Origin of the sequence: Nocardioides sp. YIM 152315, from assembly GCF_029210375.1 — a bacterium.
Lineage (GTDB): Bacteria > Actinomycetota > Actinomycetes > Propionibacteriales > Nocardioidaceae > Nocardioides.
In genome coordinates this window covers 59008-79885 of sequence record NZ_JARGER010000037.1, presented here as the reverse complement: position 1 = coordinate 79885, position 20878 = coordinate 59008, and the positions used below count along the sequence as shown (strand labels likewise).

The 20878-nt window shown below is 72.8% G+C and carries 20 protein-coding genes; 10 read left to right on the top strand and 10 right to left on the bottom strand.

Annotated features, from left to right (window positions below):
• Positions 1 to 85: 85 nt before the first annotated feature.
• Complete coding sequence (locus tag PZ894_RS11980) at positions 86 to 1249, bottom strand: carotenoid oxygenase family protein (RefSeq protein ID WP_345799150.1); 1164 nt, start codon at positions 1247 to 1249, stop codon at positions 86 to 88.
• Between the two features lie 233 nt (positions 1250 to 1482).
• On the opposite strand from PZ894_RS11980, the gene PZ894_RS11975 reads away from it, so the two are divergent.
• The 3 genes from PZ894_RS11975 to hisC are packed head-to-tail and all read left to right on the top strand — an operon-like array spanning position 1483 to position 3758.
• A complete protein-coding gene (locus tag PZ894_RS11975) occupies positions 1483 to 2064 on the top strand; it encodes a TetR/AcrR family transcriptional regulator (RefSeq protein ID WP_275745039.1) in 582 nt (193 codons plus the stop codon).
• 52 nt (positions 2065 to 2116) lie between these two features.
• Positions 2117 to 2677, top strand: coding sequence for a VanZ family protein (locus PZ894_RS11970; protein WP_275745037.1), 561 nt, complete (start codon positions 2117 to 2119; stop codon positions 2675 to 2677).
• Between the two features lie 10 nt (positions 2678 to 2687).
• Positions 2688 to 3758 (top strand): histidinol-phosphate transaminase, encoded by a 1071-nt coding sequence (hisC, locus tag PZ894_RS11965; protein WP_275745035.1) that lies wholly within the window; start codon positions 2688 to 2690, stop codon positions 3756 to 3758.
• On the opposite strand, the gene PZ894_RS11960 is transcribed toward hisC, so the two are convergent.
• Both PZ894_RS11960 and PZ894_RS11955 read right to left on the bottom strand, forming a co-directional pair.
• Positions 3748 to 5022 (bottom strand): MFS transporter, encoded by a 1275-nt coding sequence (locus tag PZ894_RS11960; RefSeq protein WP_275745033.1) that lies wholly within the window; start codon positions 5020 to 5022, stop codon positions 3748 to 3750. The genes hisC and PZ894_RS11960 overlap by 11 nt on opposite strands.
• Positions 5019 to 5588 (bottom strand): helix-turn-helix domain-containing protein, encoded by a 570-nt coding sequence (locus PZ894_RS11955; RefSeq protein ID WP_275745031.1) that lies wholly within the window; start codon positions 5586 to 5588, stop codon positions 5019 to 5021. Before PZ894_RS11955 ends, PZ894_RS11960 begins: the two co-directional genes overlap by 4 nt.
• Before the next feature lie 122 nt (positions 5589 to 5710).
• Here PZ894_RS11955 and PZ894_RS11950 point away from each other — a divergent pair, with 122 nt between their 5' ends.
• From PZ894_RS11950 to PZ894_RS11935, 4 genes are all read left to right on the top strand, one after another.
• Positions 5711 to 6931, top strand: a complete 1221-nt coding sequence (locus tag PZ894_RS11950) for a glycoside hydrolase family 3 N-terminal domain-containing protein (protein ID WP_275745029.1) — start codon at positions 5711 to 5713, stop codon at positions 6929 to 6931.
• Positions 6928 to 7062, top strand: coding sequence for a hypothetical protein (locus PZ894_RS11945; RefSeq protein WP_275745027.1), 135 nt, complete (start codon positions 6928 to 6930; stop codon positions 7060 to 7062). Before PZ894_RS11950 ends, PZ894_RS11945 begins: the two co-directional genes overlap by 4 nt.
• A gap of 120 nt (positions 7063 to 7182) precedes the next feature.
• Positions 7183 to 8124 (top strand): glutathione S-transferase C-terminal domain-containing protein, encoded by a 942-nt coding sequence (locus PZ894_RS11940; protein ID WP_275745026.1) that lies wholly within the window; start codon positions 7183 to 7185, stop codon positions 8122 to 8124.
• A 28-nt stretch (positions 8125 to 8152) separates the two neighbouring features.
• Positions 8153 to 9076, top strand: coding sequence for a cation diffusion facilitator family transporter (locus PZ894_RS11935; RefSeq protein ID WP_275745024.1), 924 nt, complete (start codon positions 8153 to 8155; stop codon positions 9074 to 9076).
• A 219-nt stretch (positions 9077 to 9295) separates the two neighbouring features.
• On the opposite strand, the gene PZ894_RS11930 is transcribed toward PZ894_RS11935, so the two are convergent.
• Positions 9296 to 10105: a helix-turn-helix transcriptional regulator gene (locus PZ894_RS11930; protein ID WP_275745022.1), complete on the bottom strand. Its 810-nt coding sequence runs from the start codon at positions 10103 to 10105 to the stop codon at positions 9296 to 9298.
• A gap of 351 nt (positions 10106 to 10456) precedes the next feature.
• Here PZ894_RS11930 and pdhA point away from each other — a divergent pair, with 351 nt between their 5' ends.
• The 3 genes from pdhA to PZ894_RS11915 are packed head-to-tail and all read left to right on the top strand — an operon-like array spanning position 10457 to position 13942.
• Positions 10457 to 11545: a pyruvate dehydrogenase (acetyl-transferring) E1 component subunit alpha gene (gene pdhA / locus PZ894_RS11925; RefSeq protein ID WP_345799154.1), complete on the top strand. Its 1089-nt coding sequence runs from the start codon at positions 10457 to 10459 to the stop codon at positions 11543 to 11545.
• Position 11546: 1 nt separating this feature from the next.
• Positions 11547 to 12530 carry an alpha-ketoacid dehydrogenase subunit beta gene (locus PZ894_RS11920; protein ID WP_275745019.1) on the top strand — a complete coding sequence of 328 codons (984 nt, stop codon included), beginning with the start codon at positions 11547 to 11549 and terminating at the stop codon, positions 12528 to 12530.
• Positions 12530 to 13942: a dihydrolipoamide acetyltransferase family protein gene (locus PZ894_RS11915; protein WP_275745017.1), complete on the top strand. Its 1413-nt coding sequence runs from the start codon at positions 12530 to 12532 to the stop codon at positions 13940 to 13942. The genes PZ894_RS11920 and PZ894_RS11915 overlap by 1 nt, the downstream gene beginning before the upstream one ends.
• A 280-nt stretch (positions 13943 to 14222) precedes the next feature.
• Here PZ894_RS11915 and PZ894_RS11910 read toward each other — a convergent pair whose 3' ends face one another.
• The 6 genes from PZ894_RS11910 to PZ894_RS11885 form a co-directional block, all read right to left on the bottom strand.
• A complete protein-coding gene (locus tag PZ894_RS11910) occupies positions 14223 to 15716 on the bottom strand; it encodes a carboxyl transferase domain-containing protein (RefSeq protein ID WP_275745015.1) in 1494 nt (497 codons plus the stop codon).
• A 92-nt stretch (positions 15717 to 15808) separates the two neighbouring features.
• Positions 15809 to 16792 carry an NAD-dependent epimerase/dehydratase family protein gene (locus PZ894_RS11905; protein WP_275745013.1) on the bottom strand — a complete coding sequence of 328 codons (984 nt, stop codon included), beginning with the start codon at positions 16790 to 16792 and terminating at the stop codon, positions 15809 to 15811.
• A gap of 58 nt (positions 16793 to 16850) precedes the next feature.
• Positions 16851 to 18287: a M1 family metallopeptidase gene (locus tag PZ894_RS11900; RefSeq protein WP_275745011.1), complete on the bottom strand. Its 1437-nt coding sequence runs from the start codon at positions 18285 to 18287 to the stop codon at positions 16851 to 16853.
• Positions 18284 to 18850, bottom strand: coding sequence for an RNA polymerase sigma factor (locus PZ894_RS11895; RefSeq protein WP_275745010.1), 567 nt, complete (start codon positions 18848 to 18850; stop codon positions 18284 to 18286). Before PZ894_RS11895 ends, PZ894_RS11900 begins: the two co-directional genes overlap by 4 nt.
• A 227-nt stretch (positions 18851 to 19077) precedes the next feature.
• A complete protein-coding gene (locus PZ894_RS11890) occupies positions 19078 to 19890 on the bottom strand; it encodes an ABC transporter permease (RefSeq protein WP_275745009.1) in 813 nt (270 codons plus the stop codon).
• A complete protein-coding gene (locus tag PZ894_RS11885; RefSeq protein WP_275745007.1) occupies positions 19887 to 20798 on the bottom strand; it encodes an ATP-binding cassette domain-containing protein in 912 nt (303 codons plus the stop codon). Before PZ894_RS11885 ends, PZ894_RS11890 begins: the two co-directional genes overlap by 4 nt.
• Positions 20799 to 20878: the final 80 nt, after the last annotated feature.

The window sequence follows — 20878 nt, the reverse complement described above, 5'->3', positions numbered from 1 at the left end:
TTCCCGCACTTCTCGGCCATCGCAACACCCGAGAAGTGCGGGAGGTGCGGGAGAAGTGGCCGCAGTCGTCAGCGACCCTCGGCCCTCAGGCGGTCGGCGCCCAGTTGCCGTGGAAGCCGGCCGGGACGCGGCCGGGGAGGTGGATCGCGGCGACGTCGTCGAGGGTGGCTGCGTCGAGAAGCCGCAGGTCGCTGCGGCCGGTGTCGCGGTCGAACACGTAGCCCATCAGGATCCCCTCGTCCTCCGCGGCGTCGGGCGCGTCGGGCACGAAGCAGAACTCGCTGACCTCGCGCCCGGCGCCGAGCCGCCGCTCGATGGTGGTGCCCGCGACGACGTCGTGCTTGAGCACGGAGTCGCCGGTGCGCACGCCCTCCGCGACGACGCCCGCGGCGTACCCGAACCGGTGCCGGCGGGCGGTCAGCCGCTCGTCGTACCGCGGGAACTCCTGGCTGTGCTCGTCGAAGCGGTGCTCGCGCACCTTGCCGGCCGCGGTGTTGACGGTGAAGCGCGTGAGGTACGCCGGACCCTCGTTCGGGCCGGTGAAGTCGGTCGCGAACATGCGGTCGTGCCGCACGACGTCGATGACGACGTCCGTGCCGTCCTCGTAGGCGTTGAGCGTGTGGAAGACGTAGCACTGGTCGATCTCGAACCAGCGCACGTCGGCGCCCGCGCCGTCGCGCGGCAGCAGCCCGATCCGGGCGGGGTAGTCGGCGTCCCACGAGTAGGGCAGCGGCCGGTAGGTGCGGGTGCGCAGCGTCGCGTCGATCAGCCGGTCGGTCGCCTGCAGCGGTCGCGGCGGCTCGCCGGCGACCATGCCGAGGTCGAAGGTGACCGGCAGGTCGTAGACGACCACGTAGTGCTCGGTCAGCGCGCAGTCGTGGATCATCGGGCTGCCGGTGACCTCGATCTCGACCTGGTGGCGGACCCGTCCGGCGGTGTCGAGCACGGAGTAGTCGACGAGGTTGCCGCGCGTCCAGCTGTAGGAGATGGCGTGCAGCTCGCCGGTGTCGGGATCCTCGTGCGGATGGGCGGTGTAGCCGCCGGTGACCGTGCCGAGCGCGCACGGCCCCACGGTGTCGAGGTCGTCGGTGAGCTCGTACGGCGGCGAGCCGGCCTCTACCAGGGCGAGGGTGCGGCCGGCGTGCGCGAGCACGTTGGTGTTGGGCGCGAAGTCGTCGCCGACCGGGCGCACCCAGCGGTTGCGGTACCACTGCGCCCGGCCGTCGCCGAGCCGGACGCCGTGCACCATCCCCTCGCCGAGGAACCAGTGGTAGTCGACGCCGGGGTCGGTCGCGGGGTCGGGCCGTTGCGCAGGTAGCGCCCGTCGAGGTGGCCGGGGATCGTGCCCGTGACCTCGAGGTCGAAGGCCGTGTGCTCCTCGTGGACGGGAGCGAAGTTGTCCTGCAGGTAGCGGTTCATCTCGACGCCTCCGATAACGGTGTTATCCGGTGACCATAACGCCGTTATGGAAGGATGGCAACCGTGTCCGCCGAACCTGACGTCCGCCAGCGGCTCATCGAGGCCGCCGCCGACGTGCTCGGGGAGGAGGGGCCCGGTGCGCTCTCCGCGCGGCGGCTGGCGCGCGACGTCGGCACGTCGACGATGGCGGTCTACACGCACTTCGGCGGCATGCCCGGGCTGGTGCGGGCGGTGGTCGCGGAGGGGTTCCGGCGCCTCTACGACCGGGTCGCGGCCGCCGGGCTCACCGACGACCCGGTCGTCGACCTCGCCGCGGCCGCCGCGGCCTACCGCGCACACGCGCTCGCGGACCCGCACCTCTACTCGGTGATGTTCGGCTCCGCGTCGCTCGGCGAGTACCGCCTCCACGACGAGGAGCTCGAGGTCGGCCTCGCCGCGTTCGACCAGCTGGTCGCGCTGGTCGAGCGGGCGATGGTCGCCGGCGCGCTGCGGCAGGCTGACCCCGCGCCCGTGGCTGCGCAGCTCTGGACCGCGCTGCACGGGTACGTCGTACTCGAGATCGCCGACTTCTACCGCCACCTGGACGACCCGGAGTCCCAGGTGCTGCAGCCGATGCTCGCGCACCTGCTCGCCAGCGTCGGCTGATCGGCGTCGGCTGATCGGCGTCGGCTGATCGGCGTCGGCTAGCGTCGAGGGCGTGTTTCCGGTCGGTGGCGTGGGGGTGATGCTCGCCCTCATCGCGCTCGCCGGGGGGCTCTGCGGGCTGGTGGCCGTGACGCTGCGGCCGCGGCTCGGCGTGGTCACCGCCTGGTCGATCGCCGGGCTCCTCTGGTCGCTGGCGATCATCGGCTCGGTCACCCTGATCCCCGCGAACGGCGCACCCGGCATCGTCTCGGCCGAGGGCCGCCTCGAGACGTGCTCCTGGGACATCGGCGGGCCGGCGCCGGAGGGCTTTTGGATCTTCGCCGGGGGCCAGCGGATGCTCAACACACTGATCTTCGTCCCCGCCGGCGCGCTGCTGGTGCTCGCCGTCGCGCGCTGGCCGCGGGCGGCGGTGGTGCTGGTGCCGGTCGGGCTGCTCGTGCTCATCGGCTACTCCGTCGCGATCGAGGCGACCCAGCTCGCGCTCGCTCGGATCGACCGCGCGTGCGACGTCACCGACGTCGTCGACAACGTCACCGGAGCGATCCTCGGTGTCGGCATCGGCATCGTGCTGGCCCTGGCCTTCCGCCCGTGGAGGCACCGGCGCCGGGCATAGCCTGACGGCCATGAACTCACCCCAGCCCCGAGCGAACGTGGCGGAGATCCCGCCGTACGTCGCGGGCAAGCCGCCGACGGTCCGACCCGGGATGACGTCGTACAAGCTGTCCTCCAACGAGAACCCGTTCCCGCCGTTGCCCGGCGTCGTCGAGGCCGTCCAGGCCGGCGTCGCGGCGATGAACCGCTACCCCGACATGGGCAGCGTCGCGCTCTACGAGGCACTTGCGCGGACCTTCGACGTGCCCGTCGAGCACCTGTCGGTCGCGACCGGCTCGGTGGGGCTGATCTACCAGCTGGTGCAGGCCTTCTGCGACCCCGGCGACGAGGTCGTCTTCGCCTGGCGGTCCTTCGAGGCCTACCCGATCGCCGTCGCCGCCGCGGCCGCGACACCGGTCAAGGTGCCGGTCACCTCCGACGGTCGCCACGACCTCGACGCGATGGCGGCGGCCGTCACCGACCGCACGAAGGTCGTCCTCGTCTGCACGCCCAACAACCCGACGGGGCCGGCGGTCGCGCGGGCCGAGCTCGACGCGTTCCTGGCGAAGGTGCCTGCACACGTGCTGGTCGTCGTCGACGAGGCGTACGTCGAGTTCGTGCGGATGGACGACCCGGTCGACGGCCTTGCGACGTACCGCCGCCACGACAACGTCGTCGTCACCCGCACGTTCTCCAAGGCCTACGGCCTCGCCGGCTTCCGGGTCGGGTACGCCGCGGCGCCCGCGCCGATCGCGGCCGCGCTGCGGGCGGTGTCGCTGCCGTTCGGCGTCTCGACCGTGGCGCAGGCTGCGGCGATCGCCTCGCTGGAGCGCCGCGAGGAGCTCTTCGAGCGGGTGGACACGCTGGTCACCGAGCGCGCCCGCGTCGTCGACGGGCTGCGCGGCGCGGGATGGGACGTGCCGGAGGCCCAAGGCAACTTCGTGTGGTTCGAGCTGGGCGAGCGGACGCTGGACTTCGCGGCCGCCGCCGACGACGCCGGCATCGTCGTGCGCCCGTTCGCCGGCGAGGGGTGCCGGGTCTCCATCGGAGAGACCGAGGCCAACGACCGGCTGGTCGAGGTCGCCCGCGCGTTCAGGCGCTGACGAGCACGGGCTCCGGCCGTCGGTCGATCTCGCGCCAGTGGCGGTCGACGGCCGGCAGCATCGTGACGACCAGGTAGGCCGCGCCCGCGGCCAGCATCGCCGGCGCCAGCCCGAGGCCGGCGACGAGCAGCCCGCCGAGGATCCCGCCGAACGGCATGAGCGCGAAGCACATCGCGGTGCTCAACGACGTCACCCGGCCCATCAGGGCCTCCGGGATCCGTTCGAAGATGACCGCGCCCAGGATCGGGTTGAGGAACCCCGACGCGAACCCGCCTGCGGCGCACACGCCGAGGATCACCCACAGCGGCAGGTCGAGCGCGAAGGCGACGTACCGTGGCGCCCCGCAGACCAGGAAGGCGATCAGGTAGGTGCGGTAGCGGGGCAGCCGGTCGGCCCAGGCCGAGGCGCAGACCGCCCCGACCGCGGCCGCGCCGCCGAAGGTCGCGAACACCAGGCCGACGGTCGTCGCGCTGCCGGTCTCGGCCTCGGCCCAGACGGGTACGAAGACGGCGGTGTAGGCGAGGTCGATCAGGTTCGTCAGCGACACCATGACCGCGATGCCGAGCAGGATCCGGTCGCCGCGCAGGAAGGTCCAGCCCTCGCGCAGCTGCCGGCCGTACGACGCGCCGTCGGGCGCTCCGTCGGGCGCTCTGTCGGGCGCTCTGTCGGGCGCTCTGTCGGGGGCGGTCCCCCGTAGCGACATCCGGGCGGTGGCCCAGCCGAGCACCGCCGCGGAGACGCCGAAGGACGCCGCGTCGACGACCAGCGCGTCGGCCGCCCCGATGAGCGCGACCAGGCCGCCGGCGGCCGCGGCACCGAGCAGGCTGGCGGTGCGCTCGACGGTCGAGTGCAGGCCGGTCGCGCGCTCCATCGGCACGCCCGCCTCGGCGACCAGCGCCGGAGTGAGCGCGGCCTTGGCGGCGTCACCCGGCCCGCGCAGGCCACCGGCGACGGCGACGAGCAGCAGGAACACCGGGAACGGCAGCCAGCCCGCCTCGTGCAGCAGCGGGATCGTGCCGACCGCGAGCACGGAGAGGAGGTCGCATGTGATCGCGACCCGGCGGGCGCCGACCCGGTCGATGACCGGGCCGCCGAGCACCTTGAGGACGACCAGCGGAAGCAGCTCCGCGAGCGCGACGAGGCCGGTCTTCGTCGCACTCCCGGTCGTGGTGAGGACGAACCACGGGAGCGCGACCATCGAGATGCGGGTGCCGGTCAGCGAGATCGCCTCCGAGACCAGCCACCCGTAGAGCGGCCTCTTCATTCCTCGCTCCCGACCTTGCCGGGGTAGGGGAACGCCGCGAGCTGGAGCACGAAGGGCGCCGCCGCCTCGTCCTCCTCCTCGTCGATCTCCCCCATCGTCTCCATGAGCATCTCGATCACCGCGAGCGCCCTGCGCGGGGTCAGCTTCACGACCCAGTCGCTGTACGTCGTGGCGGCGCGCCACTCCTCGGGCAGCAGCGGCAGCTCCTCCACGGAGCGCTGCAGCCGCTCGGTCGTCACGACGACGACGGACTGGAGATAGGCGTCGAGGGTGTCGCGGGCCTCCGGCTCGGCGGGGCCGGCGGTGTCGGCCGTCGTCATCTGGTGGGCGGCCCTCCACCAGCGGTCGCGGGCGTTGCCGCGCTCGGCGTCCTCGACCACGAACCCGTGCTGGGCGAGCTGGCGGAGGTGGTAGGACGTGGCGCCGGTGTTGAGTCCGAGGCGTGCGGCGAGCGTCGTCGCCGTCGCCGGCCCGTCGATGCGCAGCATCCCGAGGATCCGCACCCGCACCGGGTGGGTGAGCGCCTTCATCTGCTGGGGCGACGGGGTGATCGAGGTGAGGTCCACGAGTCCACCCTAGAACGCAAAGATGTCTTTGCAAAGAGTTCTTTGCGATTTGTCGAAGCCCGTTCTCGCCCTGCCGCGCGCCGGAGGTTCGGCGGCCGATCCGCCGGGTACGGTCGAGCGCGATGCACCTCCGATGTCGTCGCCCGCTCCTCGCTGCGCTCGCGCTCGTGACGGGCCTGGTCGTCGCCTCCCCTGCGGCCGCCGACGTGGCCCTGCCCGAGGGAACGACGGCTCCGCGGACCGCACCGGTGCCCCGGGCCGAGCCGCGGGCGACGCCGGCCGAGCGCGCACTCGCCCGGATGACGCTGCGGCAACAGGTCGGCCAGCTCTTCATGGTGGGCACCCGGGCCGACCGCATCGACGCCCGCACCCGGGCGCAGATCCGCCGCTTCCACGTCGGCAACGTGATGCTGACCGGTCGCAGCCGCCACGGCGTACGCGCGCCGGCGCGGGTGGCGCGGGCGATGACGGCCCAGGTCTCGCCCGCAGCGACCTCCCGGGTGGGGCTCTTCGTCGGCACCGACCAGGAGGGCGGCCTGGTCCGGGTGCTCCAGGGACCCGGCTTCTCCCGCATCCCGACCGCGCTCGACCAGGGCCGGTGGGCCCCGGCGCGGCTCCGGTCCGCCGCCCGGCGGTGGGCCCGGGAGCTGGGCCGGGTCGGGGTGAACCTCAACCTCGCGCCCGTCCTCGACACGGTCCCCAGCCGACGCGCCGCGCGGCACAACCCGCCCATCGGCCACTACGACCGGCAGTTCGGCTTCACGCCGCGCGTCGTCGCCAGCCACGGCCTGGCGTTCATGCGCGGCATGGCGCGGGCGGACGTCACCGCCGTCGTCAAGCACTTCCCGGGGCTCGGCCGGGTGCGCGCGAACACCGACACCAGCGGCAACGTCGTCGACCACGTCACGCGGCGGCACGACGCCTTCCTCGCGCCGTTCCGCGCCGCGGTCGACGCCGGGGCGCCCTTCGTGATGATGTCGACGGCCCGCTACACCCACCTCGACCCGGCGCGGCCCGCCGCCTTCTCGCCGTACGTCGTCGGCACGATGCTGCGCGGAGACCTGGGCTTCGACGGCGTGGTGATCTCGGACGACCTCGCCCACGCCCGGCAGGTCGCCGGCATCGCACCCGCCCAGCGGGCGCTGCGCTTCATCGCCGCCGGCGGCGACATGGTGCTCACCGTCGACGCGGCCCCCCTCCCGGCGATGTACGGCGCCGTGCTGTCCCGAGCCCGGGACCGGACCGGCTTCCGCACGCTGGTGCGCGACGCCGCTCTCCGGGTGCTGACCGCCAAGCAGGAGCGGGGCCTGCTGCCGAAGCCGCTGGGTACCGTCGGACCATGAAGCTGATGAGGACCGTGGCGCTGGCCGGCATCGCCAAGAAGCTCTACGACGAGGTCCGCAAGCCCGAGAACCAGGCCCGCATCCGCGCCGCCGCCGACAAGGTCCGCGAGCGGCGGCAGCGGCCCCGGTGATCCGGCGCCCCTCGCACGTGCACCGTTGCGCTGGTGGTGGTTTCGAGACGGGACTTCGTCCCTCCTCGACCACCGGAGTCGGGCGCGGGCTGATCCGGCGCTGCGCCTAGGGTGAGGCGCATGGCCTACGTCAGCTCGGGTGAGTTCAAGCGCGACGCGAACTACATCCCCGACCGGGTCACCCGCGACGGGCGGCGGCCGGAGCACGGGCCGGTCGACGGCGAGCTGTGGCCGGTCCAGGCCGGCCGTTACCGGCTCGTCGCCGCCAAGGCGTGCCCCTGGGCGACGCGGTCGATCATCGTGCGCGAGCTGCTCGGGCTCGAGGACGTCATCTCGCTCGGGACGCCGGGCCCGACCCACGACGAGCGCAGCTGGACCTTCGACCTCGACCCCGGCGGCGTCGACCCGGTGCTGGGGATCGAGCGGCTGCAGGAGGCGTACCTCAAGCGCTTCGCCGGCTACGACCGCGGCATCACCGTGCCGGCGATCGTGGACGTCCCGACCGGACAGGTCGTCACCAACGACTTCCCGTGGATCACCCACGACCTCTTCTTCGAGTGGCGTGAGCTCCACCGCGCCGACGCCCCCGACCTGTGGCCCGCCGACCTCCGCGACGAGATGGACGAGGTCATGGAGCGCATCTACACGGAGGTCAACAACGGCGTCTACCGCTGCGGCTTCGCCGGCTCGCAGGACGCATACGACGCGGCGTACGACCGGCTCTGGACGGCACTCGACTGGCTCGAGGAGCGGCTCGCCACCCGCCGCTACCTGATGGGCGACTCGATCACCGAGGCCGACGTGCGGCTGTGGACCACGCTCGCCCGCTTCGACGCGGTCTATCACGGCCACTTCAAGTGCAACCGGCAGAAGCTCACCGAGCTGCCGAACCTGTGGGGCTACGCCCGCGACCTCTATGCCGTCCCGGCCTTCGGCGGCAACACCGACTTCGAGCAGATCAAGACGCACTACTACGTCGTCCACCGGGACCTCAACCCCACCCAGGTCGTGCCGAAGGGCCCGGATCCCGCCGCCTGGCTGGAGCCGCACGGCCGCGGCTGACGGCTCGGCAGCCTCCTAGGCTGGTCCCATGGGGCACGGCCACGACCACGGACACCACGCCGCGGGGCGCGCGGCCGACCGACGCCGCCTGCGCCTGGTGCTCGTGGTCACGGTCGTCGTCATGGTGCTCGAGGTGGTCGGCGCGGTCGTCACGGGGTCGCTCGCGCTCCTCGCCGACGCCGGCCACATGGCCACCGACGCGGCGGCGGTGGTGCTCGCGCTCGGTGCGTCGTACGTCGCGTCGCTGCGCGGCGGACCGCGGTCGACCTTCGGGCTGCACCGCGCCGAGATCCTCGCGGCGATGGTCAACGCCCTGGTGCTGCTCGTGGTCTGCGGCTACCTCGCGTACGCCGGGATCTCGCGTCTGGCCGATCCGACCCACGTCGACGCGGGCGCGATGGTGGGGTTCGCCGTCGTCGGCCTGCTCGCCAACGCCGTCTCGCTGGCGATCCTCCACCGCTCCGACTCCGGCTCGCTGAACCTGCGCGGCGCGGCCAACGAGGTGCTCGCCGACCTGATCGGGTCGGTCCTCGCCGTCGTCGCAGGCCTGGTCATCCTCGTCTGGGACTGGCACCGTGCCGACCCGCTCGCGTCGCTGGTGATCGCCGTGCTGATCCTGCCGCGTTCGCTGGTCCTGCTGAAGGAGTCGGCCGCGGTGCTGCTCGAGATCGCCCCGGCCGGCATGGACCTCGAGGACGTGCGACGTCACCTCCTCGAGATGCCCGGCGTGGTCGACGTCCACGACCTGCACGCATGGACGATCACCAGCGGCATGCCCAGCCTGTCGGCCCACGTGACCGTCACCCCGGAGGCGCTCGCCGCGCACGGGGTCGGCGGCATCCTCGACCGGCTGGCCGAGTGCACCTCGGCGCACTTCGACGTACGCCACTCGACGTTCCAGGTGGAGCCCGTCACGCACCAGGCACACGAGGACCTGGGCGAGCTCCACTGACGTCGCGTCCGTCCGACGCGAACCGACCGTCGACCCGGGGCGGCCGTCCCAGCACGTGGCACGGCGCTCGACCGGGTCGACGGTCACGCCGTGAGCCCCGAGAACGGATCCGGTCAGCTCCCCCGACGCCGGCCGATTCCACTCCGGGACAAGGACAGCCGATCCGGCGGGTTGCTGTCATGCGGGTTGCAGGTTCCTGCAGCCGGTGCTTCGGGGCCGTCACCCGTTCCGGCCGGCCCAGAGCTGCAGCCGCGCGCCCGCGGCGAACCGGGACTTCACGCCCAGCGCGGTGAGGATCGCGGCGACGTCCGACCGGATGGTGCGGACGCTGACGCCGATCGACGCGGCGACGGCGTCGTCGGTGAGGTCGGCGAGCAGCAGGCCGACGATCTGCTGCTGGCGCGCAGTGAGCTCCCGATAGCGACCGGGTCCGGTCTCGAGCGGGATGGCGGAGGCGACGGTGGCGTCCCAGTAGTGCCAGGCCGCGTCGAGGCAGGATGCGGAGGTCACCGACATCAGCGAGGGCTCGCCGTCGACCTCCGGCCCCTGGAGCAGCACCGAGCGTCGGTCGATGATCTTCATCTGCACGGGGGCGGAGCCGAAGAGGTAGTTGCCGTCTGGCTCGTGGGCGAGGACCAGGCGGGCGTCGAGGTCGAGCGCGTCGTAGTCGAAGAGGCTGACCATGCGCAGCCCCCGCTCGACCAGCCGGCGGTTGGCGGGGACGCTCACCCGGAGCTGCTCGACCGTCGCGGACGGCCGCACCGACAACAGCTCCTGCCAGCCCGGGGCGACCTCGTAGAGGTACCGGTTGACCCGGGTGACGCCCGTCGCGACGACCTCGGCGTCGGCGGCTCCGCCCCGGCGCAGTGCCGCCGCGGTCTCGGTACGGCGCATCTGGAGCGCCGCCGCCGCGTCCAGCACGGTCTGCCGCACCGACTCGGGCATCGGGTTGCGCGGACCGAGCCCCACGCCGACGACGGAGTGGTCGTCGCCGGGATCCGGCAGCGCGAGCGGGTCGTCCGTCGTCACGGCGCCTCGTCCGCAGTCGCGACCGAGACGCCGGATGCAGCCATGTCCCGACCCTAGCTTCGCCAGGACGCGACCCGTCGCGATGTCCGGCCGACCGGGGCGGATTGGCGGCGGGCATCGTCACGCGGGTACTTTTGCCCGTGCACGTTGTGCTCCGGGTCACAGGACGCACCACCCCCGCGCCCCGCCCCCGGAGCACCTGACCTCGGCACGCGGAGACCCCGCCACGCCGGTGACCTCGAAGGAGTGCACGTGACCCAGCAATCAGCCCCACGCGAGGGCGGTGACGGCTTCGGCCCCGACCTCGTCGAGGTCTTCGGCCCCTCCCAGCAGGACGGCGGGCCAGAGCTCGTGCAGCTCCTCACCCCCGAGGGTGAGCGCGTCGACCACGCGGAGTTCCGCTTCGACACGGGCGGAGAGCCCGAGGACGAGGTCATCCGCGGCTTCTACCGCGACATGGTGCTGACCCGGCGCATCGACGTCGAGGCCACCGCGCTCCAGCGCCACGGCGAGCTCGGCATCTGGGCCCAGCTGCTCGGCCAGGAGGCCGCCCAGGTGGGCGCGGGCCGCGCACTGCGCCCGCAGGACTTCGTGTTCCCCACCTACCGCGAGCACGGCGTCGCCTGGTGCCGCGGCGTCGACCCGCTCGACCTCCTCGGCCTCTTCCGCGGCGTCGACCAGGGCGGCTGGGACCCGGCGGAGAAGAACTTCGGCCTCTACACGATCGTGATCGGCGCGCAGACCCTGCACGCGACCGGCTACGCCATGGGCGTCCAGCGCGACGGCCTCGTCGGCACCGGCGACGCCGACCGCGACACGGCGGTGATCGCGCACTTCGGCGACGGCGCCTCCTCGCAGGGCGACGTCAACGAGTCGTTCGTCTTCGCGGCGTCGTACAACGCCCCGGTCGTGTTCTTCTGCCAGAACAACCAGTGGGCCATCTCGGAGCCCTTCGAGCGCCAGTCCCGGATCCCTCTCTACCAGCGGGCTCTCGGCTTCGGCTTCCCGGGAGTCCGGGTCGACGGCAACGACGTGCTCGCGACGTACGCCGTGACGCAGGCGGCCCTGCAGCGCGCCCGCGACGGTCAGGGCCCGACGTTCGTGGAGGCCTACACCTATCGGATGGGTGCCCACACCACGACCGACGACCCGACCCGCTACCGGCTCTCCGACGACCTGGAGCGGTGGAAGCTCAAGGACCCGATCGCGCGGGTCGAGGTCTACCTGCGGCGCAACGGGCTCGCCGACGACGCCTTCTTCGCGTCGGTGCAGGCGGAGGCCGACGACCTCGGCGTCCACCTGCGCGAGGGCTGCAAGGCGCTGCCGGACCCGTCGCCGCTGTCGATCTTCGACCACGTGTACTCCGAGCTGACCGACGAGCTGCAGACCCAGCGCGACGGCTTCGCGGCGTACCTCGACTCGTTCGAGGGGGCTCGCTGACATGACCACCCAGAAGGTCACGCTCGCGAAGGCGCTCAACATGGGCCTGCGCAAGGCGATGGAGGACGACCCCAAGGTCCTGCTCATGGGAGAGGACGTCGGCAAGCTCGGCGGCGTCTTCCGGATCACCGACGGGCTGCAGAAGGACTTCGGCGAGGACCGGGTCATCGACAGCCCGCTCGCCGAGTCCGGCATCGTCGGCACGGCGGTCGGGCTCGCGCTGCGCGGCTACCGCCCGGTCGTCGAGATCCAGTTCGACGGCTTCGTCTACCCGGCCTACGACCAGATCGTGTGCCAGGTCGCGAAGATCCAGTTCCGCTCGCAGGGCAAGCTGAAGATGCCGATGGTCATCCGCATCCCGTTCGGCGGCGGCATCGGCGCGGTCGAGCACCACAGCGAGTCGCCGGAGGCGCAGTTCGCGCACACCCCCGGCCTCAAGGTGGTCGCCTGCTCCAACCCGGTCGACGGCTACTGGATGATCCAGCAGGCCATCGCCTCCGACGACCCGGTGATCTTCCTCGAGCCGAAGCGGCAGTACCACGCCGACAAGGCCGAGCTCGACGACACCGCTACCCCCGAGCCGCTGCTCACGTCCCGGGTGGTGCGCACCGGGACCGACGTCACCGTGCTCGCCTATGGACCGACGGTGAAGACCGCGCTCAAGGCGGCCGAGGCGGCTGCGGGCGAGGGACGCTCGCTCGAGGTCGTCGACCTGCGCACGCTGTCGCCGCTCGACATGGGGCCCGTCTACGAGTCGGTACGCCGTACCGGTCGCGTGGTCGTCACCCACGAGGCGCACGTCAACCTCGGCATGGGCGCCGAGCTCGCCGCGCGGATCACCGAGGAGTGCTTCTACTCGCTCGAGGCACCGGTGCTGCGGGTCGGTGCGTTCGACACGCCCTACCCGCCGTCGCGGATCGAGGAGGACTTCCTCCCCGACCTCGACCGGGTCCTGGATGCCGTCGACCGATCCGTGGGGTTCTGATGCCGGAGTACAAGCTGCCCGACGTGGGCGAGGGCCTGACCGAGGCCGAGATCGTCAGCTGGAAGGTCGAGGTCGGTGACGAGGTCGCGATCAACGACATCGTCGTCGAGATCGAGACCGCGAAGTCGATCGTCGAGCTGCCCTCGCCGTACGCCGGCACCGTGAGCGCGCTGCTGGTGCCCGAGGGAGAGACCATCCCCGTCGGGACGCCCATCATCGCGATCGGCGACGCATCGGCGGTCGAGGAGGTTGCGCAGCAGCCGTCTCGAGACTCCGATGCCGCCGAGATCGACCTCTCCAACCCGGCCGCCTCCGGAGGTGGGGAGGGCGAGTCGCTGGTCGGCCGCAACAAGGCCGACCGCGGTCCGGTGCGCCGCGCGCGCAAGGTGTCGTCGGGCGCGGCGGCCGCACACATGCAGGCCCAGGCGGCGTTCGAGCCGGGTGTGACGCCGCCGATGGTCGAGGCCGAGCCGGCGCCCGAGGCCGTGCCCGCGCAGTCGGTGGCCCCGGCCGCGTCGGCCGCCGACGTCCGGGTGCTCGCCAAGCCGCCCGTGCGCAAGCTGGCCAAGGACCTCGGCGTGGACCTCACCACCCTGACGCCGTCGGGGCCGAACGGGACCGTCTCGCGCGAGGACGTGCAGGCCGCGGCCGGAACGGTGGTCGAGGACGTTGCGCAGCTACCGTCCCCAGAGCCGGTTCCCACCGGCGAGCGCGAGAGCCGCGAGCCGGTCAAGGGCGTGCGCAAGATGATGGCGCAGGCGATGAGCCAGTCCGCCTTCACCAGCCCGCACGTCACCGAGTGGGTCACCGTCGACGTCACGCGGACCATGGAGCTCGTCGAGCGGGTGAAGCGGCACCGCGACTTCCGCGACGTCCGGGTCAGCCCGCTGCTGGTGCTGGCGCGGGCGTGCCTCCTCGCGATGGGGCGTACGCCGGAGATCAACTCCTGGTGGGACGAGCCCGCGCAGGAGGTCGTCTACAAGCGCTACGTCAACCTCGGCATCGCCGCCGCCACCCCGCGCGGGCTGGTCGTGCCGAACGTCAAGGACGCGCAGTCGCTCTCGCTGGTCGAGCTCGCCCGGGGGCTGGGCTCGCTCGTGGACACCGCCCGGGCCGGCAAGACGCAGCCCGCGGAGATGAGCGGCGGCACGTTCACGATCACCAACGTCGGCGTCTTCGGCGTCGACGCGGGCACCCCGATCATCAATCCCGGCGAGTCGGCGATCCTCTGCTTCGGCGCGATCAACAAGCGCCCGTGGGTCGACGAGGCGACCGGTGAGATCGTGGCGCGCGACGTGACGACGCTGGCGCTCTCCTTCGACCACCGGCACATCGACGGCGAGAAGGGGTCGCGGTTCCTGGCCGACGTGGCCGGCGTGCTCGAGGACCCCGGGACCGCGCTGCTCTTCTGACGCGGCCGGCGGCGTCGGGCGTGGGCTCCTCGGGCGTGCCGGGGTTTCATCAAGGGATGAAGGCGAAGACGCGCCTCTCTGGCCGAGCTCACCGTGGGAGGCGCGGCTCGACCGTCATCCCTTGATGAACCTGCGTCCCGCGTTGACCACCGGTGCCGCGGCCATGCGCCGGACTGTAACGTGTTCTAGTGCCGCGGCGGCGCGGGTGCGACCGCTGTAACGGGGTGTTGTGGGTTCTGCGACCCCGTTATGACGGGGTGGAAGATCCCACGATCCCCCGTTACACGTAACGCCGGGCCCGGTCCGCCGGCGCGCCCGGCCCGGCGTCGAGCAGCGCGGCCAGCTCGTGCTCCAGGACGGCGCCGACGCGCTGGCAGAACGCCTCGGGCTCGTCGGCGGCGTCGGGGAGCTCGGCGACGACGCGGTCGACGATGCCGCGGTCGCGGAGGTCGAGCGCGCGGACCTTCTGGGCCCGGGCCATCTCCGGGGCGTGGTCGAGGTCGCGGTGCACGATCGCGCTCGCGCCCTCGGGGGGCAGCGGGGAGAGCCAGGCGTGCTGGGCCGCGATGACCCGGTCGGCGGGCAGGAAGGCCAGGGCTCCGCCGCCGTTGCCCTCGCCGAGCATCAGGCACAGTGTCGGCGCCCGGACGGTCACGAGCTCGTTGAGGCAGCGGGCGATCTCCCCGGCCATGCCGCCGTTCTCCGCCTCGGCCGACAGCGCCGCGCCGCGGGTGTCGATGACGGTCACCAGCGGGAGCCCGAGGTCGGCGGCGAGCCGCATGCCGCGCTGGGCCTCGCGCAGCGCCTCGGGCCCCATCGGGTGCTCCTCGGTCTGGCCGCGCCGGTCCTGCCCGAGGAAGACGCACGGTGCCTGGCCGAAGCTCGCCAGCGCGAGCAGGAGGCCGGGGTCACGCTCGCCCTGGCCCGTGCCGTTGAGCGGGATCACGTCGCTGGCGGCGTACCTCAGCAGGCGGCGTACGCCGGGGCGGTCGGGGCGCCGCGACCGCACCACGGAGTCCCAGGTCTCCACCTCCGGCAGCGGCGTCAGCGGCACCGGAGCGGGCACCGGCTTGATGCCGTGCCGCGGCGCCAGCAGGATCGCGAGCGCACGGTCGAGGATGCCCGCGATCTCCTCGGGCGGCAGGACGGCGTCGAGGATGCCGTGCGCGTAGAGGTTCTCCGCGGTCTGCACGCCCTCCGGGAACGGCCTGCCGTAGAGCGCCTCGTAGACGCGCGGCCCGAGGAAGCCGATCAGCGCGCCGGGCTCGCCCACGGTCAGGTGGCCCAGGGAGCCCCACGACGCCATCACGCCGCCGGTCGTCGGGTGCCGCAGGTAGACGAGGTAGGGCAGCCCGGCCGCCTTGTGTGCCGCGACCGCCTCGGTGATCCGCACCATCTGCACGAAGGCCGGCGTGCCCTCCTGCATCCGGGTGCCGCCGCTGACCGGCCCGGCGAGCAGCGGCAGGCCCTCGCGGGTCGCCCGCTCGACCGCGGCGACCAGACGGTCGGCCGAGGCGCGCCCGATCGACCCGGCCAGGAAGCGGAACTCGCCCATGACGACCGCCACCCGACGGCCGTGCATGAGCCCCTCGCCGCTGAGCACCGACTCGTCGACACCGCTCTTCTCCCGGGCGACGGCGAGTTCCGCGGCGTACTCGTCGCTGAGGTCGGTGTACGCCGGGGCGGTGTCCCACGAGCTCCACGAGCCCTCGTCGAGGACCAGGTCGATCAGCTCGGCGGCCGAGAGTCGAGCGGGGCGCGGCGCGGTCGTCATCCTCCGAGGTTAGTGCTCGGTCGAGCGCAGGCGGACGTCATCTCTTGCCGTCGCTGATGCTCCGGGTTGGCAGGTGATGCACCTGCCGACGATCAGCCGCGGGCGTGCCACGCCGCGAGGAGCGCGGCCTCCCGCTCGCGGGTGATCCCGGTGACGGGCGCGTCCGACGTGGCGCGCACCCAGGCGAGAGTGTCGCGGGCGGTGTCCGCGAGCGGGCGCAGCACCAGGCCGGCGGCGTACGACGGCGCCGGGTCGTGGCTGCCGAGGCCGTCGTACTCAGGCCTGGGCAGCCAGAGCGGCAGCGCCTCGGGACCCATCCACGGCTCCACGCCCTGCGTGGAGAGGAACTCCTGTGGCACCCAGGTCACGGTGGTGTCCGAGCCGACGCCGACGCGGACGCGGGCGATGAGGTCGCCGATCGGCAGCACCTCCCCGACGCCGTCGTAGTCGCCGGAGGTGCGCTGCTCCGCGCAGGTGACGATCCACGCGGCCAGGTCGCGGACGTCGATCACCTGCATCCGGTCGTCGGGCGTCCCGCCGGCCAGCGCCTCGCCGCCGTCGGCGAGCCGCACCGGCCAGTAGGTGAAGCGGCCGGTCGGGTCGCCCGGGCCGACGATCAGGCCGGGCCGGATCACGGTCCAGGACGCCGCGCCCGCACGCACGGCCTCCTCGCACGCGACCTTCATGGGTCCGTACGCCTCGGGATCGGACGCGAGGTCGACGTCGTCCGGCCGGGGGTCGCGAAGGGGGAGCGTGCCCGGTCGGCCGCCGGGGATCGAGTCGTCGGCGTAGACGTTGACCGTCGAGACGAACACCCAGTGGGCGCCCGGCCACGTCGCGACTCCCGCGCGCACCCACGAGGGCATCCGGGCGACGTCGACGACCGCGTCGTACGCCGTCTCCGCGAGCTCGGCCGGCACGTCCTCGGTGCGGTCCCAGCGGACGAGCGCCGCGCCGCCGGGCACGGAGCCCGACGTGCCGCGGTTGGCGCACGTCACGTCGTGGCCGCGCGCGGCCGCGTCGACCGCGACCGCACGGGAGAGGAACACCGAACCGCCGAGCACGAGGATCTTCATGGCCGCCACGCTGTCGCGGAAGTCCGTGCTGGGCAAGCGATTCCGCTGGCGGCAGACGTCAGGAGCTCCGCTCGGGCGTGGTCTCGCCGAGCAGCCAGTCGTCGAAGAGGCCCGACAGGTCCTCGCCCGACTGCTCCGACCACCAGGCGGTGATGTCGTCGTAGTCGGCGTTGCCGTTGTCGTGGGCGGCCGGCCAGTCGCGGACGAGCCGCCAGAAGAGGTCGTCGCCGATCCGCTTGCGCAGCTCGTCCCACATCAGCGCGGGGCTGGTGTAGACGTTGGAGCCGCCGAAGGCGTCGGCGTCGTAGTTGGCCGGCGGCCCGTAGTCCTCGCGCAGCTGCGCGTCGAGCTCGGCCCAGTAGTCCATGGTCTGCTCGATCGGCTGGTCCTGGAGCTGGTCCTGCCAGGTGGCCTGGAGGAACATCGCCATGCCCTCGTTCATCCAGACGTCGCGCCAGTCGACCGGGGTGACCTGGTCGCCGTACCACTGGTGTGCCATCTCGTGCACGAGCACCTCGGGCGAGGTGGCGTACCGGGTGTCGCCGAGCGTGATCATGGTCTGGGTCTCCATGCCGCTCTTCGACTCGACGACGAGGAACCCCAGCGAGCTGAACGGGAAGGCGCCGAGTCGCTCCTCCAGCCACCCGAGGCCGGCCGGCGCCAGCCGCACCCGCTCGAGGAGGTCGGCGCGCCCGCGCGGCGTCCAGTAGGTCATCGGCACGCCCGACGCCGAGCGGTCCTCCGTCATCACCAGGTCGCCGATCGCGATCGTGACGAGGTACGACGACGCCGGCTCGTCGAGTGCCCAGCGGGTGACTGTGCTCCCGTTGCGCTCCGCGCGCGAGAGCAGCCGGCCGTTCGCGACGCCCACCCACGGCGACGGGACCGAGATGCGGAACGAGTAGAGCGCCTTGTCCGACGGCTGGTCGTTGACGGCGTACCAGGAGTAGGCGCCGTACGGCTCCTGCATGGTCCAGACCTCGCCGTCGGGTGTCGTGGTCCAGCCGGTCGTGTCGAAGTCCTGGCGCTTCGTCGGAGCCGGCACCGGCCGCGGCGTGCCCGCGTAGTCGACGACCAGGGTGTAGCGGTCGTCCGCCCGCACCCGGTGCGCGACGACGAGGTCCTTGCCGTCGTGGTCGAACGCCGCGGGCCGTCCGTCGACTGTCACGCGCGCGACGTGGAGGTCGTCGTCGAGGTCGAGCTGGAGGTGGTCGGCGGCCCGGGTCGAGCGCAGCCGGATCTCCTCCTGCGCCTCGAGCGTGCTGGTCGCCGGGTCCCAGGTGAGGTCGAGGTCGTAGCTGAGCGCGTCGACGCCCGGGTCCCCGACGTCCGGGTAGACCCGGTCCTCGACGGGGGTGCTGACGCCGAGGTCGCGCTCCGGGGTCGGTGATGCCGCGGGCGCCGGCGACGGCGAGTCGCCCGGCTCGTCGCTCCCCGACGTGCAGCCCGTGAGCAGCAGCGCCGCCGCGAGGGCGGCAGCGAGCCGTGCCTTCACTCGCCGCCCCGGAGCAGCGGTCGGGCGAGCTTGCGACCGTGGTGGATCTGGGCCTTCACCGTGCCGAGCGGCGCCCCGACGAGCCGGGCGATCTCGTCGTACGGGAGCCCGTAGACGTCGCGCAGGAGCAGCGGCTCCACGAACTGCGGATGGTCCTTCTCGATGGCCTCCATGGCCTCGAGCAGGTCGAGCCGGGTGCCGGCGATGACGCTGGTGGTGCGCGGGTCCGGCCGCTCGACGCCGGCGTGCTCCATCGGGTCGCGCGGTGTCGCCTGGTTCTTGAGGCGGCGGTACGTCGAGCGCGCGCTGTTGACGGCGACGACGTGCAGCCAGGTGGTGAACCGGCCCTGCCGGCCCCACGAGCCGATCTTGGAGGCGACGTTGATCAACGCCTCCTGGCACGCGTCCTCGGCGTCCGGCAGGTGGGGGAGCACGCCGCGGCAGACGTTGAGCGTGCGCGGGCGGACGGCGGCCAGCAGCGCCTCGAGCGCGTCGCGGTCACCGTCCTGCGCCCGTCGGGCGAGCTCGTCGATCTCGTCGGGACCCGGTCCTTGGTCGTTCACGCACATACCTCTTCCCCGTCGTCGGCACCATTGTGCGCGACGACGGGGAAGGGTGACCGCTTCGTGATGGCCACGTCACTTCGTCCCATGGCCTGCTGCGCGCCGCCCAGCGGCATGCTGGACTGCGTTGTCGTCGGTCACCGGGACTCCGTCCCGCCTCCCTCCTCCGCCTTGCCAGCGCACGCGCTGGGCGACGCTCGCGACGGCCGAGGACGAAGCGACAAGGCCTACTTGACCTCGGACCGCAGCACCGACCACAGGCCGATCGTGAGCGGCACGACGAGCCAGATGAGTCCGGCGACCCCGAGGTGCGCCCACTCGGTGCCGCTGACCTGGCCCTCGTAGAGGCTGCCCTGTGCGTAGTAGAAGTCGACCCACGGCTGGAGCCGGTCCCACCAGTCCTGGCTCGCGGCGAGCATCATCGACAGCGGCGGCAGCGCGAAGCCGTAGACGAAGTAGCCGACGACGGCGGCGGCCGAGCTGCGCATCAGCACACCGAGCGTGAAGCCCACCAGCATCCCGAGCACGCTCGCGAGGATGATGTAGGCGAGCTCGGCGACACTCACGTTCCACACCGTGTCGGTGCCGGTGATGGCGGTGCCGACCACGTTGCCGAGGGCGCCGATGGCGGCGGCGACCAGCATCGACACGACGCCGACACCGATGGTGACACCCAGCTTCGCGACGATGACGCGGCCGCGGTGGGGGACGAGCGTGAACGACGTGAGGCCGGTGCGCTGACTCCACTCGCTCGTCACGGACAGCGCGGCGATGATCGGCAGCAGCACCGCCATCGGGAAGCCGATCGCGGTGGCGAACGACTCGTAGGTGAGCTCGTCGTCGGGCGCGAAGAGGATCGTGGCCGAGGTGGCGATGACGGCGAGGATGCCGATGCTCGCCATCAGCCAGAAGCCCGATCTGGTGTCGAACGACTTGCGGAGCTCGACGCCCATGATCCGAGACATCGGGATCCGCGTCGGGGCCGGGCGCGCCGCGCGTACGGCCTCGGGCTCGAGGGTCTCGACGGTGGTGGCGGTCATGCTGCTGCTCCTTCACGCTGGGTCTCTGCGGTGAGCTCGAGGAACATCTCCTCGAGGCCGGCGCCGTCGGCGGCGCGCAGCTCGGCGAGCGCGACGCCCGCGCGCTGCGCGACCTGGCCGACGAGCTCGGGGTCGGCCTCCACCCGCAGCGCGTCGGCCCCGGCGGTGGCGGCGCTCTCGACGAAGTCGAGGTCCGCGTCGACGAGCGCGCGAGCGAGGGTGGGGACGTCGGAGGTGCGGACCAGGGTGCCCGCGGACGCGAGCAGCTCGGCCTTGGTGCCCTGGGCCACGATCCGGCCCTGGCCGATGACGACGAGATCGTCGGCGATCACCTCGATCTCGTGCAGCAGGTGGCTGGAGAGCAGCACGGTGCCGCCCTGGTCGGCGTACCCGCGCAGCAGGTCGCGCATCCAGCGGATGCCGGCCGGGTCGAGGCCGTTCGCCGGCTCGTCGAGGATGAGCACCTCGGGCTCGCCGAGCAGCGCGGTCGCGATGCCGAGCCGCTGGCGCATGCCGAGGGAGTAGTTGCGCACCCGGCGGCCCGACTCCTCGGGCGTGAGGCTGACGCGCTCGAGCATCTCGTCGACCCGGCGCGTGGACAGGCCCATCGTCCGGGCCGCGATCGTGAGGATCTCCCGCCCGGTGCGGCCGGCGTGCTGGGCCGAGGCGTCGAGCAGGACTCCCACCTCGAGCCCGGGGTTCGGCAGGTCGGCGAACCGGCGGCCGCTGACCTCGGCGATGCCGGACGTGGCCGGCGTCAGGCCGACCATGATCCGCATGGTGGTGGACTTCCCGGCGCCGTTGGGCCCGAGGAAGCCGGTGACGCGGCCGGGCCGCGCCGTGAAGCAGACGTCGTCGACGGCGGTGAACCCGCCGTACTTCTTGGTGAGGGAGTCGACCTTGATCATGGCCACGACCCTCCCGTGCCGGGCCGGTCCGCCACATCGGGGAGATCGGGGCACGCACCCCTGAGCCGACCCCGATCCCC